General features: G+C 48.5%; 13 protein-coding genes and 1 other RNA gene. 1 reads left to right on the top strand and 13 read right to left on the bottom strand.

Annotated features, from left to right (window positions below; genetic code table 11):
* Positions 1-3: 3 nt before the first annotated feature.
* From parE to BM058_RS05365, 5 genes are all read right to left on the bottom strand, one after another.
* On the bottom strand, positions 4-1,968 hold the full coding sequence (parE, locus tag BM058_RS05345; RefSeq protein ID WP_407690161.1) for a DNA topoisomerase IV subunit B: 1,965 nt from the start codon (positions 1,966-1,968) through the stop codon (positions 4-6).
* A gap of 198 nt (positions 1,969-2,166) precedes the next feature.
* On the bottom strand, positions 2,167-2,589 hold the full coding sequence (locus BM058_RS05350; RefSeq protein ID WP_090926001.1) for a CoA-binding protein: 423 nt from the start codon (positions 2,587-2,589) through the stop codon (positions 2,167-2,169).
* Positions 2,590-2,614: 25 nt separating this feature from the next.
* Positions 2,615-4,147, bottom strand: a complete 1,533-nt coding sequence (locus BM058_RS05355; RefSeq protein WP_090926002.1) for an ABC transporter permease/substrate-binding protein — start codon at positions 4,145-4,147, stop codon at positions 2,615-2,617.
* Positions 4,148-5,212, bottom strand: a complete 1,065-nt coding sequence (locus tag BM058_RS05360) for an ABC transporter ATP-binding protein (protein WP_090926100.1) — start codon at positions 5,210-5,212, stop codon at positions 4,148-4,150.
* Between the two features lie 126 nt (positions 5,213-5,338).
* On the bottom strand, positions 5,339-6,853 hold the full coding sequence (locus BM058_RS05365; RefSeq protein ID WP_090926003.1) for a carboxypeptidase M32: 1,515 nt from the start codon (positions 6,851-6,853) through the stop codon (positions 5,339-5,341).
* A 120-nt stretch (positions 6,854-6,973) separates the two neighbouring features.
* Between BM058_RS05365 and BM058_RS05370 the strand changes: the two genes are divergently transcribed.
* Complete coding sequence (locus tag BM058_RS05370; RefSeq protein ID WP_245736854.1) at positions 6,974-7,279, top strand: iron-sulfur cluster biosynthesis family protein; 306 nt, start codon at positions 6,974-6,976, stop codon at positions 7,277-7,279.
* Positions 7,280-7,281: 2 nt separating this feature from the next.
* Here the strand turns inward: BM058_RS05370 and BM058_RS05375 are convergent, their stop codons facing one another.
* The 8 genes from BM058_RS05375 to BM058_RS05410 form a co-directional block, all read right to left on the bottom strand.
* Positions 7,282-7,473, bottom strand: coding sequence for a hypothetical protein (locus BM058_RS05375; RefSeq protein WP_090926004.1), 192 nt, complete (start codon positions 7,471-7,473; stop codon positions 7,282-7,284).
* 62 nt (positions 7,474-7,535) lie between these two features.
* Positions 7,536-8,675, bottom strand: a complete 1,140-nt coding sequence (locus tag BM058_RS05380) for a THUMP domain-containing class I SAM-dependent RNA methyltransferase (RefSeq protein ID WP_090926005.1) — start codon at positions 8,673-8,675, stop codon at positions 7,536-7,538.
* 100 nt (positions 8,676-8,775) lie between these two features.
* Positions 8,776-9,163: RNase P RNA component class B (gene rnpB, locus BM058_RS05385), an RNA gene on the bottom strand.
* A gap of 72 nt (positions 9,164-9,235) precedes the next feature.
* Positions 9,236-9,637 (bottom strand): reverse transcriptase-like protein, encoded by a 402-nt coding sequence (locus tag BM058_RS05390; RefSeq protein WP_090926006.1) that lies wholly within the window; start codon positions 9,635-9,637, stop codon positions 9,236-9,238.
* A 21-nt stretch (positions 9,638-9,658) separates the two neighbouring features.
* Complete coding sequence (gene gpsB, locus BM058_RS05395; protein ID WP_090926007.1) at positions 9,659-9,982, bottom strand: cell division regulator GpsB; 324 nt, start codon at positions 9,980-9,982, stop codon at positions 9,659-9,661.
* A gap of 96 nt (positions 9,983-10,078) precedes the next feature.
* Entirely contained in the window at positions 10,079-10,642 is a 564-nt protein-coding gene (locus tag BM058_RS05400; protein WP_090926102.1) for a DUF1273 domain-containing protein, read from the bottom strand.
* Positions 10,643-10,796: 154 nt separating this feature from the next.
* Positions 10,797-12,053 carry a ribonuclease H-like domain-containing protein gene (locus tag BM058_RS05405; RefSeq protein ID WP_090926008.1) on the bottom strand — a complete coding sequence of 419 codons (1,257 nt, stop codon included), beginning with the start codon at positions 12,051-12,053 and terminating at the stop codon, positions 10,797-10,799.
* Entirely contained in the window at positions 12,037-14,334 is a 2,298-nt protein-coding gene (locus tag BM058_RS05410) for a DEAD/DEAH box helicase (RefSeq protein ID WP_090926009.1), read from the bottom strand. The genes BM058_RS05405 and BM058_RS05410 overlap by 17 nt, the downstream gene beginning before the upstream one ends.
* Between the last annotated feature and the right edge of the window lie 43 nt (positions 14,335-14,377).

Below are 14,377 nucleotides of genomic sequence, written 5' to 3' on the forward strand. Positions count from 1 at the left end.
GATTTACTCCTCCTCCGTCACATGAAGGTTCTCATTTTCCAATATATTTTCGTTTTCCTGCATGCCGAATTCAACATGGGATTCAATCCATTTACGTCTTGGTTCTACTTTATCCCCCATGAGTGTGGTGACACGTTTATCAGCACGTGCAAGATCATCCACCGTAACCCGGACGAGCGTTCTCGTTTCCGGATTCATCGTTGTCTCCCAGAGCTGAGTGGCATCCATTTCCCCCAGCCCTTTATAACGCTGAATAGCATAGCCTTTGCCGACGTTTGATATGGCTTCGGCCAGACCTTCTTCGTCCCATGCATATTCAATTTTTTCTTTCGCTCCGCTGCCTTTGCTGACTTTATATAATGGCGGCAGAGCAATGAATACTTTGCCGGCTTCCACAAGCGGCCGCATGTAACGGTAGAAAAAGGTGAGAAGCAGCACCTGGATGTGAGCCCCGTCCGTATCCGCGTCGGTCATGATTACAACTTTATCATAATTACTGTCTTCCAGAGAGAAATCCGTGCCTACACCGGAGCCGAGTGCATAAATAATTGTCCGGATTTCTTCGTTTTTCATAATGTCATCGAGCTTTGCTTTCTCCGTATTGATGACTTTCCCGCGAAGCGGAAGAACCGCCTGAAACTTCCGGTCCCTTCCCTGTTTCGCTGACCCGCCGGCAGAGTCCCCTTCGACGAGATACAGCTCATTGTTTTCGGTATTTCTGGACTGGGCCGGCGTCAACTTACCGCTCAGCAGTTCTTTTTTGCGGCTTTTTTTGCCGTTGCGGGCTTCTTCTCTTGCTTTGCGCGCAGCCTCTCTCGCCTGAGCGGCTTTCATCGCTTTTTTGATCAGCATCGCACTGGTGGTTGGATTTTCTTCAAAGAAATACGTCAGTTTTTCCGAAAAAATCTGGTCTACGGCGGATCTTGCTTCGGGTGTACCGAGTTTACTTTTTGTCTGTCCCTCGAACTGAAGCTTCGCCTCCGGAACACGGATCGCAATAACCGCCGTGAAACCTTCCCTGATATCCGAGCCATCAAGGTTTTTATCTTTTTCTTTCAGGAAGTTCATTTTTCTCGCATATTCATTAAACGCCCTCGTGAGAGCTGTTTTCGCGCCGGATTCATGGGTCCCGCCGTCTTTGGTGCGTACGTTGTTTACAAAAGACAATATGTTATCTGTGTAGGCATCGTTAAACTGAAAAGAAAGTTCGAGCTCGATGTCCTGGCTAACTCCCTCAAAGTATACAACGGGATGGAGCACTTCCTTATCTTCATTCAAATATTCGGTGAATGCTTTAATCCCCGTCTCATAGACAAATGTCTCCGATACCGGTTCCGCTTCACGCTCATCGGTCAAACGGATGGAAACGCCGTTAAGCAGAAAAGCAGCTTCCCGCAGACGTTCGGCAAGCATTTCATATTGATAGGAAGTGGTTGTAAAAATCGACCGGTCCGGCTTAAAGCGAATCGATGTTCCGCTCTTTTTCGTTGTCCCCTCTTCTTTCAAAGTACTTACCGGTTTCCCGCCGTCTGCGAATTCCTGCCGGTACACACCGCCGTCTTTGTGAATAATGACGGTGAGCCATTCTGATAGTGCGTTGACAACAGAGGCTCCTACACCGTGAAGGCCGCCGCTTGTCACGTATCCTCCCTGTCCGAACTTCCCGCCTGCGTGAAGCACGGTAAAGATGACTTCCGGGGTGGATTTACCGGTCCGGTGCATTCCGGTGGGAATTCCCCTTCCGTAATCGGTGATGGAAACACTGTGATCAGCGTGAAGGGTGACATCTATCACGTTTCCGAAGCCTGCCAGTGCTTCGTCCACGGAATTATCCAGGATTTCAAATACCAGGTGGTGCAGACCGCGGCTGTCGGTACTCCCAATATACATCCCCGGCCTTTTACGGACCGCTTCGAGTCCTTCAAGAACCTGTATCGCATCATCATTATAATCAAAGGTCTGTGTCAATGACATGTTCCCCTTTCTCTCCAAGCAAACCTGTATTCTACACTATAACACATAAATCCAGAACGTACGTTTTATTTTTTTATAATCTGAAAATAAAACCCCCGGCGGAAAACGTAATCTATCCACCGGTATATTATTCTTTTTCCGCTGTGCAATGAGAAACGCTCATCTGCAAAAAGGATGAGCGTTTGTCCATCATCAAGATAACCGCGCAAGTTCAACCTTGATACACTTATCCATAATGACCATCATCCCGGCCTGCTCAGCAGTACGCGCAGCTTCCTCGCTCACCAGTTCCAGCTGGGTCCAGAAAACATCCGGAACATCAGGCATCGCAGCAGCTTCAGCCGCAACTTCCGGAAGATGCTCTCTACGCCGGAACACATTGACGATATCAACGTGTTCCTCAATATCACCAAGGCGGGCAGCTGCTTTTTCTCCGAGCACTTCGCGGGCGTTGGGATTGACGGGGATAATGCGGTACCCCGCTTCCTGTGCCGCCTTACTGACCTGCCAGGAGGTCCGGGAGGGTTTATCGGAAAGGCCGACAACTGCAATGGTGGTGCTTTTGTTCAATATAGCAGCTGTTCTGTCTTCGGAAGGATTCTGAAATGTAACCATTTCTTATCTTCTCCTTTTCTATAGATTAGTCAAAAAATCCATTATCCGTCAAGTACTCTCTAGCAACAATGCTTGGATCCGCGTCATTATAATCGACCATATAGTTCATCTGCTGCATTTCTTCATTGGTGATTTCACCGGAAAGCTGGTTTAAAATACGATCCAGTTCCGGATGGGCATCCAGAGTTTTCTGTTTCATAAGCGGAGCACCTTGGTAAGGCGGGAACAGATTTTCATTATCTTCGAGAACGCGCATGTTGTATTCCACGATGTCGGCACTGGTGAAATAGGCGTCAATAATATCGACTTCTCCTGCTTCCAGCGCACGGGCGCGCAGTCCTGCATCCATCGTTTCCACATTCTCAAACGTTAAACCATACACGTCCTGAATACCCAGATACCCATCTTGGCGGTCGGCGAATTCAAACGTGAATCCCGGCGTTAACTGATCCGTATACGGTCCTAAATCTGAAATGGTTTCAATGTCCAGTTCCTGTGCCTGCTGTTCTCTCATAGCAAGAGCATACGTATTGTTGAACTGCATCGGTTCAAGGTATGCCATATTGTATTCCCGGGCCATGCCCTTGGCAGCACGTTCATATACTTCCTCTTCCGTACTTCCCGATGAAGCAGTCTGATCCAGCAGGGCTGCCATGGCAGTGCCGGTGAATTCGGGGTAGATATCTATTTCATCAACCTGCAGTGCATTAAAGGCAGCATCGGTACTGCCAAAGCCGGACTGCACTTCTACATTCAAATCTGTCTCATTTTCTATCAAATGATGGTACATATTGGCGATAATCTCCGGTTCTGCCCCCATCTTACCACCGATGACAAGATCGGGTTTTTGATTAAAGGAAAAAAGCGGGACCGCGACAACAAGAAGAGACGCACCGAGCACAGCGGCAACCGGGGTCAAGGCTTTACCCTTGGACGTTTTTTCAGTTACCCGGAGTATAAAATCAAAAAACAGTGCAAGTAAAGCAGCAGGTATAGCTCCAAGCAGAATATAAGCGTTATCCGCCCGATCGATGCCGGTCATAATAAAGTCACCGAGTCCTCCCGCGCTGATCAGTGCAGCCAGGGTGGCGGTTCCAACGATAAGCACCATGGATGTTCGGATACCAGCCATAATAACCGGGATCGCCATCGGGAGCTCTACTTTGCGCAAGCGGCGGAAGGAAGACATTCCCATACCGGTGGCTGCTTCTTTAATCGCGGGGTCGACTTCGCTGATTCCCGTATACGTATTTCGCAGAATAGGCAGGAGTGCATAAGCCGTCAGAGCAACAACGGCCGGCAGCGTACCGATTTCATTAAGAATAAGAATCATAAAGCCTAGCAATGCAAGACTTGGAATTGTCTGAAGTACCGCAGCAGCACCGATAACCGGTTCTGCCACCCGTTTTTTCCTGGATAGGTAGATACCGAGTGGCACCGATATAAAAACAGCACATAACAAAGCAAGCAGTGACATATGTATGTGCTCCCAAAGCAGTGTCCAGAACATGTTCTGCCGGTTCTGGAAAAGGTCCAGCATCTCCTGGAAAATTCCCATCTATACAGACTCCTTTCCTGATTCCATATGAAACTGCTGCATGTACCGTACGATATCTTTATAACTCAGCACACCGATCAACTTCCCGTTTTCGATAACCGGAAGTGCATCGACATCGCTTGTTTCAAAGTACTCTACCGCTTTTTTCAGCACCGTCTCCGGTGACACTGTGATGGAGTGATCTTCTATTTTCCCTTCTCTGCTGCGTCCAAGAAATTGGTGATCGCTGTCGAAAATATAAAGCGGAGCCGGGTATAGTGGGATGTTCGGAAGATCGGCCACATTTGCGCTGTGTTCGCTTTCCCGGCTCATCATCCTTTTGACAGGCGTATCCCACTCATTGGTCCGGTCTCCAATAAAGTCCCGGACAAAGTCATTGACAGGATGATGAGTGAGCTCATGCGGTGTCCCTGTCTGAATGATCCGGCCTGATTCCATCAGGCAGATACGATCCCCGATTGCCAGAGCTTCGTCCATATCGTGGGTGACAAAGACAATGGTTTTCTGGATCCGGGATTGAAGATCCTTAATATCTTTTTGAAGCTGTTCTCTGGTTATTGGATCAAGTGCACTGAAAGGCTCGTCCATGATTAAAATTCCGGGGTCGGCTGCCAATGCGCGGGCAACCCCGACACGCTGCTGTTCCCCGCCGGATAATTCCTTTGGCATCCGGCGCCTGTAAACGGATGGATCGAGTTCCACCATGTTCATCAGTTCGTCCACCCGCTCGGAAATCTCATTTTTGCTCCACTTACGCATTTCCGGAACGACAGCGATATTTTCTTCGATTGTCATCGTCGGAAACAACGCAATCTGCTGGAGGACGTATCCGATATTCCAGCGCAGTTCCTGCAGGTTCCAATCTTTTAACTCGTTTTCCTCGATGTAGAGCGTACCCGATGACGGTTCTATCAACCGATTGATCATTTTCAGCGTCGTTGTTTTCCCGCATCCGCTGGGACCGATTAAGACAAACAGTTCCCCTTTGTTTATTTCAGCCGTGAAATGATCAACAGCTTTTGTTCCATCTGGAAAAGATTTTGTAATGTTTTCAAACGTAATCATCATACCGTTCCCCTCTTGTCAACAATAAGTAATCCGTGATACCTGTTCATATCACGTTTTTGGATTTTTTAAACCCGCTGCCGTACAGGCAGGTGAAATATACAGCTGCTTTCCGGCAGCTCATGCTTACAGCGAATACAGGTTTCGGTATTTTGTTTCAAGGTAATCAAGCAGGTAATCCGGATTAATGGATTCACCTGTTGCCTCTTTTATGATTTCGGCCGGTGTCTTCTTTTTTCCGTATTGGTGTACGTGATTTGTCATCCACTGTTTAACCGGGGCAAGGTTTCCTTCACGCAGATGTGTATCAAACTCAGGAATATCACGGCGGACAGCATGATAAAATTGAGCGGCGTACATATAGCCGAGCGCATAAGAAGGAAAATAACCAAATGCACCAAACGACCAGTGTACATCCTGCAGCACGCCGCTGCTGTGGTCGGGCGGTGTGATACCGAGATATTTCTGCATCTTTTCGTTCCATATCTCTGGCAGATCCTTCACTTCAATGTCTCCGTTTATCAGTTGTTTTTCTATTTCATAACGAAGCATAATGTGGAGCGTGTACGTGAGTTCATCGGCTTCAATTCGAATGAGGGAAGGTCCTGCTGTGTTAACCGCGCGATAGAATGCATCCAGTGTCACACCGTCAAATGCTTGGCCTGCTTCTTCCCGGAGCATCTCGTAATTATTTTCCCAGAAGGCTTTGGAACGCCCGACAATGTTTTCCCAAAACAACGACTGCGATTCATGAATACCCATGGAAGCACCATCACTGAGTACCGTAGACTTCCATTGCTGCGGAAGATTCTGTTCATATAAAGCATGACCGCCTTCATGAATGGTTCCAAAAAGCGCAGTTCTAAAATCCCTTTCGTCATAGCTTGTCGTCACACGGACGTCTGAAGGATTCAGGCCGAGAGCAAACGGATGGGCCGTTTCATCGAGCCTTCCTGCTTCAAAGTCATACGTCATCTGCCGCAGAATGTTACTGCTGACAGCCGTCTGCTTCTCTTTGGAAAACGGTTCAAACAGAAAGGATGTATCCGGTTTGACCGGTGAAGAAGCAACCTCATCCACAAGCGGCTGCAGCCGTTTGTGCAGGCGGCTGAACACATCATCGAGCACCTGGGTTGTCATATCCGGTTCATAATCTACCAGAAGAGCATCATAAGGGTGCTTCTCGTATCCCCAATATTCGGCAAATCTTCGGTTGAAATCCACCAGTTTTTCAAGGTACGGGCGAAGCATCTCAAAGTCATTGGCTTCTTTTGCTTTTTCCCATACCGCTTCGGATTTCGCTGTTAAAATACTGTATTCCCGATACTCTTCCGACGGAATCTGGACGGAACGATCATACTGTTTTTTTAGTTCCTCCGCAGCTTTGCGGATCCAGGGCGTTACTTCTTCCTCGTTACAGGCCAGAATATTTTCGAGAAAGTACGCAGTTTTATCAGAAGTCGTTAATTGAAAAAGCTCCGTCGACAGTCTGCCGACGGCTTCTGCGCGGTCGTCTGCACCTTTATCCGGGATTTTTGTCCTCGCATCCCATTCCATCAAGCCGAGAGCTTGTTCATAAGCATTCATTGTATACATGTGTTCCAGAAACTGCTGTTCGAGTTGATCGTTGGTTTCACTCATTATGCCATGGCTCCTTTTTCCTTGTGTTACGGTAAGCGTATCATAAACCTTTATCGTTATCATTTTTGAAAGACCACGGATTCCGTGTTATAACAGACAAGGAAAGGGAGGAGATATGTAGTGGCCTCGTTTACGGTAAAAAAAGAAGCAGCCCGGTTGTACAAACAGGAAATGGAACTAGAAGAAGGGGATTATGTGCGGCTCTTTGTGAGGGTTGGAGGCGTAGGGTCAGGAGGTTACTCCATGGGGGTTGCCAAAGAAAAACCTGAAGCAGGATCCGATGTGCTTCAGGCAGATGGCATTTATTTTTTTGTGAATCCGCAGGATCAGTGGTATATGAACGGAATGGTGATATCCTATGATCCACAGATCGACTTACTGACATTTGAAAATCCCAATATACAGGATGTCACCAATCCGCGTTAACATCATGACCATCTTCGGTGCAGGTGGTAATTCCACGCTCGGTCAAGCTGTTTTTTCGCCTGGTTGATGGCCTGTTCCTTCGGTTCAGGCGACGCAGGTTCTTCCGGAACGTTCAACACTTTTTCGGCGTTTCCGATCGCCTGTTCAATCTTCAATAACGATTGCAGCTCCTCTGCGTTCTGAATATAATGCAATCCTGTTCCCCTCCCTGAAACATACTACTCTATAAGCATATACAAAGAAGGGGCCGATTATGCTATTCTTTTGGCGGACGCTGTCCCCAGAATTGATAATAGTCGGTCTTGATTTTCCCGTTATACAGCTTTCTCTTTTTTGTGGCACTGCTTCCGTAAAAACTTTCAAAAGCTTCGTTGGAAGTCAGAATGTAAACAGACCAGGTATCGAGTGGACGAAATACTCTTCCAATGTCTTCGTATAACGTTTCCACTTCTTCCTTTCCGCTGAGGCGTTCTCCATACGGCGGATTGGATACAAGACAGCCGTATGGTTTGTCCGCTGTGAAGTCAACAGCCTGCATCTGTTTGAAATTCACTACCCCGTAAAGCCCTGCTTCCATGGCATTTTCCCGGGCCAGTTCCACAATACGATGGTCTATATCTGATCCCTGTATGTCGAGCGGCTGATCATAATCTGCTTTGTCTTCGGCCTCTTCCCGCGCCTCTTTCCACATATCCGCCCCAAGCCACTGCCAGGACTCAGCGGCAAATTCCCGGTTGAATCCAGGTGCAATCTGCTGGCCGATCAAAGCGGCTTCAATCGGTATTGTTCCCGACCCGCAGAATGGGTCGGCAAACGGACGATCCGGATGCCAGTTTGTCAGCATGACAAGGGATGCCGCCAATGTCTCCTTCAGCGGGGCGGTGTTTTGAACACTGCGGTATCCGCGTTTATGCAGACCTGCTCCGGAGGTGTCAATGGTAAGGGTGACGGTATCTTTATGGAGTGCAGCTTCCATTTTATATAAGCCGCCGTTTTCGGGAAACCATTCTTTTTGATACGTTTGCTTCAACCGTTCGACCACGGCTTTTTTGACGATGGACTGACAGTCCGGCACACTATACAATGTTGATTTTACCGAACGGCCGACGACCGGAAATTCCGCATTTGCCGGAAGAAAGGTTTCCCATGGAACGGCTTTTGTTTTTTCAAACAGTTCATCAAACGACACGGCTGTAAATTCGGCTGCTTTCAGTTTCACCCGGTCCGCTGTCCGAAGCCACATGTTTGTTCTTGCTATCGCTTGGAGCGGGGCCTGAAATTCAATCCGGCCGTTCTCCACCTGAACGTCTGTATAACCGAGCGCCTTCACTTCCCGCGCAACCAAAGCCTCAAGCCCCATTGTTGCGGTTGCTATTAAGGTGACGTGTTCACTCATTGCATCTGCTCCTCTATTTTACGGCTTTTCTCATCTCGTTTTTCTGTTCCTGTTATAAAGAAAAAACCCCTGTAACAGGGGTTGACCAATGCCGTGACATTCATATAAGCCATGTTCTGTCCCGTTGTGCTTCATGCGGTTGTTCACCTCGCACGCCGGTGGCAGTCATCTATCTGCAGGGAGGTTATCCCTGCCCTTTCGTTCCGTTGCATTCCTTCTGAAAGGTTCCCCTACCAATATTTGGGTTTCCCGCTCGAGGGGTTTACCGCGTTCCACTCTGTTTGTTTCCAAACAGACTACGTCACTGTGGCACTTTAAAGGTAATACGGCCATATCCAGTCAGGACACAGGCCGGTTCCCCGCCATCGGTCCGGAACGCCGGACCGTCCCGGCTTATTTTTTCGCCGGGCACGAACACTACAGCCGTCTCAGGCTGTGCGAGCATGGACTTTCCTCTACGCATGTCAGCGCAGCGACTGCCCGAATGTCATCAGCATCATTTTACGGCACAGATTATTATATCCTTTTATGTCCGGTTTGACAAGCCATATCAGTAAAATTCAGAAGGAACTGTTATTCATCCGTACCGCTTCTTTGGACAACCGGTCGGCGGTACGGTTACGGGTGGATGGAATCCATTTAACAAAACAGAGGCTGCACTGCTCAAATAGTTCCAGCACTTCTCCCAGCAGCGGCCTGTAAAGCGGATGTCTGGTGTGCTGCTTTTCCACTGCTTCATCCACGAGCTGGGAATCCGTATGAATCGATACACCAGTCCATTCTCTTTCCACACATATTCTCAAAGCTTCCCGTAATGCAGCAAACTCGGCTTCGTGATTAGTCATTGTTTCAAGCGGCAGGACGTGATGTTCGCTGTCTTCTCCCGGACGTACAATAAAAATGCCGGCACCGGACGGACCGGGATTTCCTGCACTGGCTCCATCAATGAAAAGTTTAATCAAACCTGATCCCCCGCCGCTTCCTTATTCATATGATTTTTTTCCGAAGACCTCTTTTTCAAGATTTGAAAGACGCTTTAAAATATCATAATTCGTGCCGCCAGCCTGGGCCATTCCCTGGGCAGATGTTTCTTCCTGGGACTGCCCGTTACCGCGGGTTTCACGACGGGAACCGGAGCGGGCCTGTTCCAGCTGCTGTTCCAGATCCCTCACCCGTTGTTCATACGCTTCATAATCCTGAATAACGGTGTCAAGAAACTGATCCACTTCATCTTTATTATAGCCCTTCATGCTGCTTTTAAAATCCTGATCCAAAATATCTTTTCCGGTTAATTGTATATTACTCATTATATCCTTCACCCCGAATACCATAGCATTTTGATAGAAGTTGATATTCTACATTTTTTCAAACCTTCACTGAAAAGTCAATTTTCATTCGTTTTACTATTCCATGTCATCAGACATCCGCAGCATTTCTTCTTCCACTGTCTGCTGCAGATCATCCGGAGTGATGCGGTACACAAGATAATGTCCGGAGGCTGCCTTACGCTCTGCCGCTTCCAGATAATATTCCGGACTGCCCGGCTGTTCTTCTGTGTATAACACAAGCAGTCCATCGGTTTTCCTAATGATAAAGTCGTTTTTGGCGCGGAGCTGTCCTGGGTTTTCATATTCTTTTTTCGAAACGGCTTCAACATAGTCAGCCTTGGCAATGATTTTTTGATACCGCTCCCGGGCGTGGTCGGGCCATATGCTGTCCTGGTGAAGAAACGGCGGCAGGACAGCAAGGCGGATGTTTTGCCCTTCTTCTTTCAACTCTATCACCACTTCCGCTGTCCATTGTTCCACTCCTGGCTGACCGGATACCACAACCCATTCCAGCCCTTCTTCCAGGAAGCCGCCGATTTTTGCCTGTATGGTTTTCTTTATATAAGTAATTTCGTCGGCATCCGGGCTGAAAATTCCCAGTTCACGTGGTTTATACCCGCTTACCGCAAGCACCTTCATTCTTATTTCCCCCCGTTTGTCATCCTGCCACAGCGGAATGTTTTCTTTTTCGACAATACTTTTCACAATCGGCGGAGTAAAGAGAGAGCGGCATTGTCCAACAATGCCGATTCAGCACGGATAACAGAAGTTTATGCGCTTGCCCGGGAAATAATCAAATGAACGATTTCCCCGGACGTATTTTCCCGCTGAGCCGTCTTCTTCGTTTCTCCAGATCATCCCGAAGGTCCGTGTTCCGGGAAAGAGTGTATGCTTCCTCGGTATAATGAAAAGCTTTCTCTGCGTCTTTAAGCTCATGTTCCATATATTTGGCCAGTTCCACCGCTGCATCGGCAGCATGTTTGCCCCGGTTCTGCCATACGCTCACCAGATAAGGCAGAGCTTCAGCCATCTGTTTCTGTTTTTTCAGAACAAGAGCAAGAGCGTACACATAGACCGCATTCCACTCCCTTGAAGTACGGATCGCTTTGTGATAGCACCAGGATGCTTTATTCCACTCTTTCATCTGTTCAAACCAGCGTCCGATTTCATATGTTTCCTCCGGGGTCGTCCCTCCTTCGAGAACACGTTCGGACAATTCGATATAAAGTGAAATGAGAGAGAGCACATCCTGCTCGTTATGTCCGATAACACCTTTAATAAAGACAGGGTTCTGTTCTTTTAGGTAATCGAAGTACAACATGGGAGCAAGGTAGCCCGGCGTATCATTTTCCCGGTGGAGACCAAGAATTTCTTCTTCCACGACAGACAAACGGCAGGACGGGAGCACACGCTTAAACAGGCGGCGTGCGGCATGGAGCAGGTCAAAATGCCCGAATTCAGGAAGCTTCGGTACTTCATGACGGACGAATGTATGCCTTGTTTTTACCTGCGGCCAGTCGAAGGCCTTTCCATTATAGGTAGCGAGATGGTGAATGGAATGTTCCATCTCTGTTAAAAAGTGATAGTAAAAAGCGGCTTCTGACTCCGGTCCGGGCAGAAAATACTGCGTCACATGCACGCAGTCCTCTGAAAGCCATGCGCCGCCGAGCAGATATATCATATTCCCGGCACCGCTGTTCAGCCCCGTCGTTTCGGTATCAAAAAAAAGAAGATCCTGAGGCCGGCGCCCGTCCGGCTTCAGAGGATGATCCGCTGTTTCCTGCGCCCACCGTCTAAACACCTGAAAAATGTCACCAAGACGGCGGCTGCCGTACCGGTAATCAAGACTGTACTGTATCTCCCGGCGAAGCACGTACTGGTCATCGAGATACAACGGGACAGCATTCATTTCCTCCCATTCAGCTTGAAACGGAATGTCCTGCCGGCCCTCCTGCTGCTGGTTCTTTTCCTGTTCAGGCTCTGCCGATGTCTCTGCCCCGTCATGGCTCATATGATGCTTCATACGTTTCAGCTTATGCTTTTGCTTCAATCTGCTGTTCCTCCTCTAAGATACGGATCAGGCGCAGCGACAGCCATTTGGCTTCTTCATCAAGGTTCAGATCAGAACCAACACAGGACGGACATCCGGAAGTACACGGACAGGAGCGAATCAGCTTTCTGCAGTCGTTCAGAATGTTTTTCATGTCTTTGTAGACAGCCGAAGACAAACCGACCCCTCCTGGATACCTGTCATATAAAAAGATAGTGGGACGTTCAGAATGGGTCGCTTTCATCTGCGGAACAACATGAAGGTCACTTCGGTCGCACATGACGTGGATAGGGGCAGTATGACGGAGCACGTTGGCGCATCCTATCAAGGCCTGTTCAAGAGAATTCCTCCCAAACTCCTTTACTGTCTCCCCGGGAAAGCTGATCCAGCATGCGTTGGTATGCAGTTCTTCTTCCGGAAGATGAATCGGACCGGACCCGACGTTTTCAAAGGTCGTCATTTTGATTTTTTTGAAGACTATGGCTTTCGCATTGACCATGACATCCCCAAAGGCTGTCGTGAAAGACGTGTGTTCAGATTTTCTGTCTTCTTCCAGCACTTTCAGATCAACAGCAAGGTTGGCATCGGTGTAGTATTCCACCTCCACCTCTTCCACGTAAGCCTTCTTTTCCTCCCAGTCAAGTTCCCGGACCTGGTACTGAATGCCCTGATGCAGGTAAATGGCGTTGTCATGAAGAAGCGTCATTGCGCTGAACCGGTCCATTTCTCCAATCACTTTGGCTGATCCGGCTTGTGTCTGGTCTATAATGACCACATTTTCCTGGGAAGCCGAACGAAGGCTGACGCCATGAGCCGGAAAGGCATCATTCATCCAGTACCATTTATGTCCCCGCGGGTGAAGCACTTGTTCCTCGGATAGATAATCCAGCACCTCCCGTATATCAACGCCGTCGAATGTTTCTCCATCTTGAAACGGCAGTTCAAATGCAGCACATTTCACATGATCGACGAGAATAATGAGGTTGTCCGGATCAATCCGTGCTGACTCCGGATTCTGTTCCAGAAAGAAATCCGGCTGCTGGATCATATACTGATCGACCGGAGTGGAATTTGCCACCATTACTATCAAAGACTCGTCCTGTCTTCTGCCGGCACGTCCGGCCTGCTGCCAGGCACTTGCAACAGACCCCGGGTACCCCGTCATAAGACATACCTGCAGCTGGCCGATATCTACGCCAAGCTCCAGTGCGTTGGTGCTCACAACACCCATCACATCACCTGTGCGGAGCCCGTTTTCAATCTCGCGGCGCTGTTTTGGCAGATAGCCGCCGCGGTATCCCTGTATCGATTTTGGGCCAAGTTCCCTTTTTACAAGCTCCTGCAGATGGGTTAAAATCACTTCCACCGTCACTCTGCTTCTTGCGAACACAATCGTCTGAATGTTCTCTTTTAGAAAGCGGGAAGCAAGAGCATGGACTTCCGATACCGCCCCTTTTCTGATATTCAGTGCTTCATGAACCACAGGGGGGTTATAGAATACAAAATGTTTTCTGCCGCGGGGTGCCCCGTTTTCATCAATTAAGTGAAACGGTTCTCCAGTCAGCGTTTCAGCCAGTTCGCGCGGGTTCGCAATGGTAGCGGACGTGCAGATAAACACCGGGGAGCTTCCGTAATACTCGGCGATCCGTTTCAGACGGCGGATGACATTGGCGGTATGACTTCCAAACACACCCCGGTACGTGTGGATTTCGTCTATAACAATGTATTTCAGATTTTCAAAGAGGGATACCCATTTTGTATGATGCGGAAGCACTGCCGAATGAAGCATATCCGGGTTGGTCATGACCACGTGTCCTGCTTTTCGGATCACCTGTCTGATACCCGCATCGGTGTCCCCGTCATACGTATAGCTTCTGATATCTTCCCCCATGTCCGCGATTAATTCATTCATCTCACTCTTCTGGTCCTGGGCAAGTGCTTTTGTCGGGAATAAATACAGCGCCCGGCTCTCTTTGTCCTGAAGAATAGACTGAAGTACAGGAAGGTTGTAGCAGAGCGTTTTGCCTGATGCGGTGGGAGTAACCGCCACAGTATTCCGGTCCTGCGTGCCACTTTTTTGCAGCGCCTGCGCCTGATGAATATACATCTCAGATATACCACGCTGTTCAAGCGCCTTTTTCAGTCTGCTATCCAGTGTGTCCGGAAACGGCGACGTTCTGGGCGGTTTTTCTTCTATTGTATGCCAGTATTCGATCCGGCTGCTGATCTCCGGGTCGTTTTTCATCCAGTTCATTACTTGTTGAAGGTTCTGCTTCTGCATTCATTCGTTCACCTCTATCATTACATTATACCGAATATACGTT

Origin of the sequence: Salibacterium qingdaonense, from assembly GCF_900114715.1 — a bacterium.
In the GTDB taxonomy this organism is placed as follows: domain Bacteria; phylum Bacillota; class Bacilli; order Bacillales; family Marinococcaceae; genus Salibacterium; species Salibacterium qingdaonense.

Excerpts from the sequence above, each read along its gene's own strand:
- BM058_RS05380 (WP_090926005.1), bottom strand. The coding sequence starts at position 8,675 with ATGAGTGAACACGTCACCTTAATAGCAACCGCAACAATGGGGCTTGAG.
- BM058_RS05355 (WP_090926002.1), bottom strand. The coding sequence starts at position 4,147 with ATGGGAATTTTCCAGGAGATGCTGGACCTTTTCCAGAACCGGCAGAAC.
- BM058_RS05350 (WP_090926001.1), bottom strand. The coding sequence starts at position 2,589 with ATGGTTACATTTCAGAATCCTTCCGAAGACAGAACAGCTGCTATATTG.
- gpsB (WP_090926007.1), bottom strand. The coding sequence starts at position 9,982 with ATGAGTAATATACAATTAACCGGAAAAGATATTTTGGATCAGGATTTT.
- BM058_RS05400 (WP_090926102.1), bottom strand. The coding sequence starts at position 10,642 with ATGAAGGTGCTTGCGGTAAGCGGGTATAAACCACGTGAACTGGGAATT.
- BM058_RS05365 (WP_090926003.1), bottom strand. The coding sequence starts at position 6,853 with ATGAGTGAAACCAACGATCAACTCGAACAGCAGTTTCTGGAACACATG.
- BM058_RS05360 (WP_090926100.1), bottom strand. The coding sequence starts at position 5,212 with ATGATTACGTTTGAAAACATTACAAAATCTTTTCCAGATGGAACAAAA.
- BM058_RS05410 (WP_090926009.1), bottom strand. The coding sequence starts at position 14,334 with ATGCAGAAGCAGAACCTTCAACAAGTAATGAACTGGATGAAAAACGAC.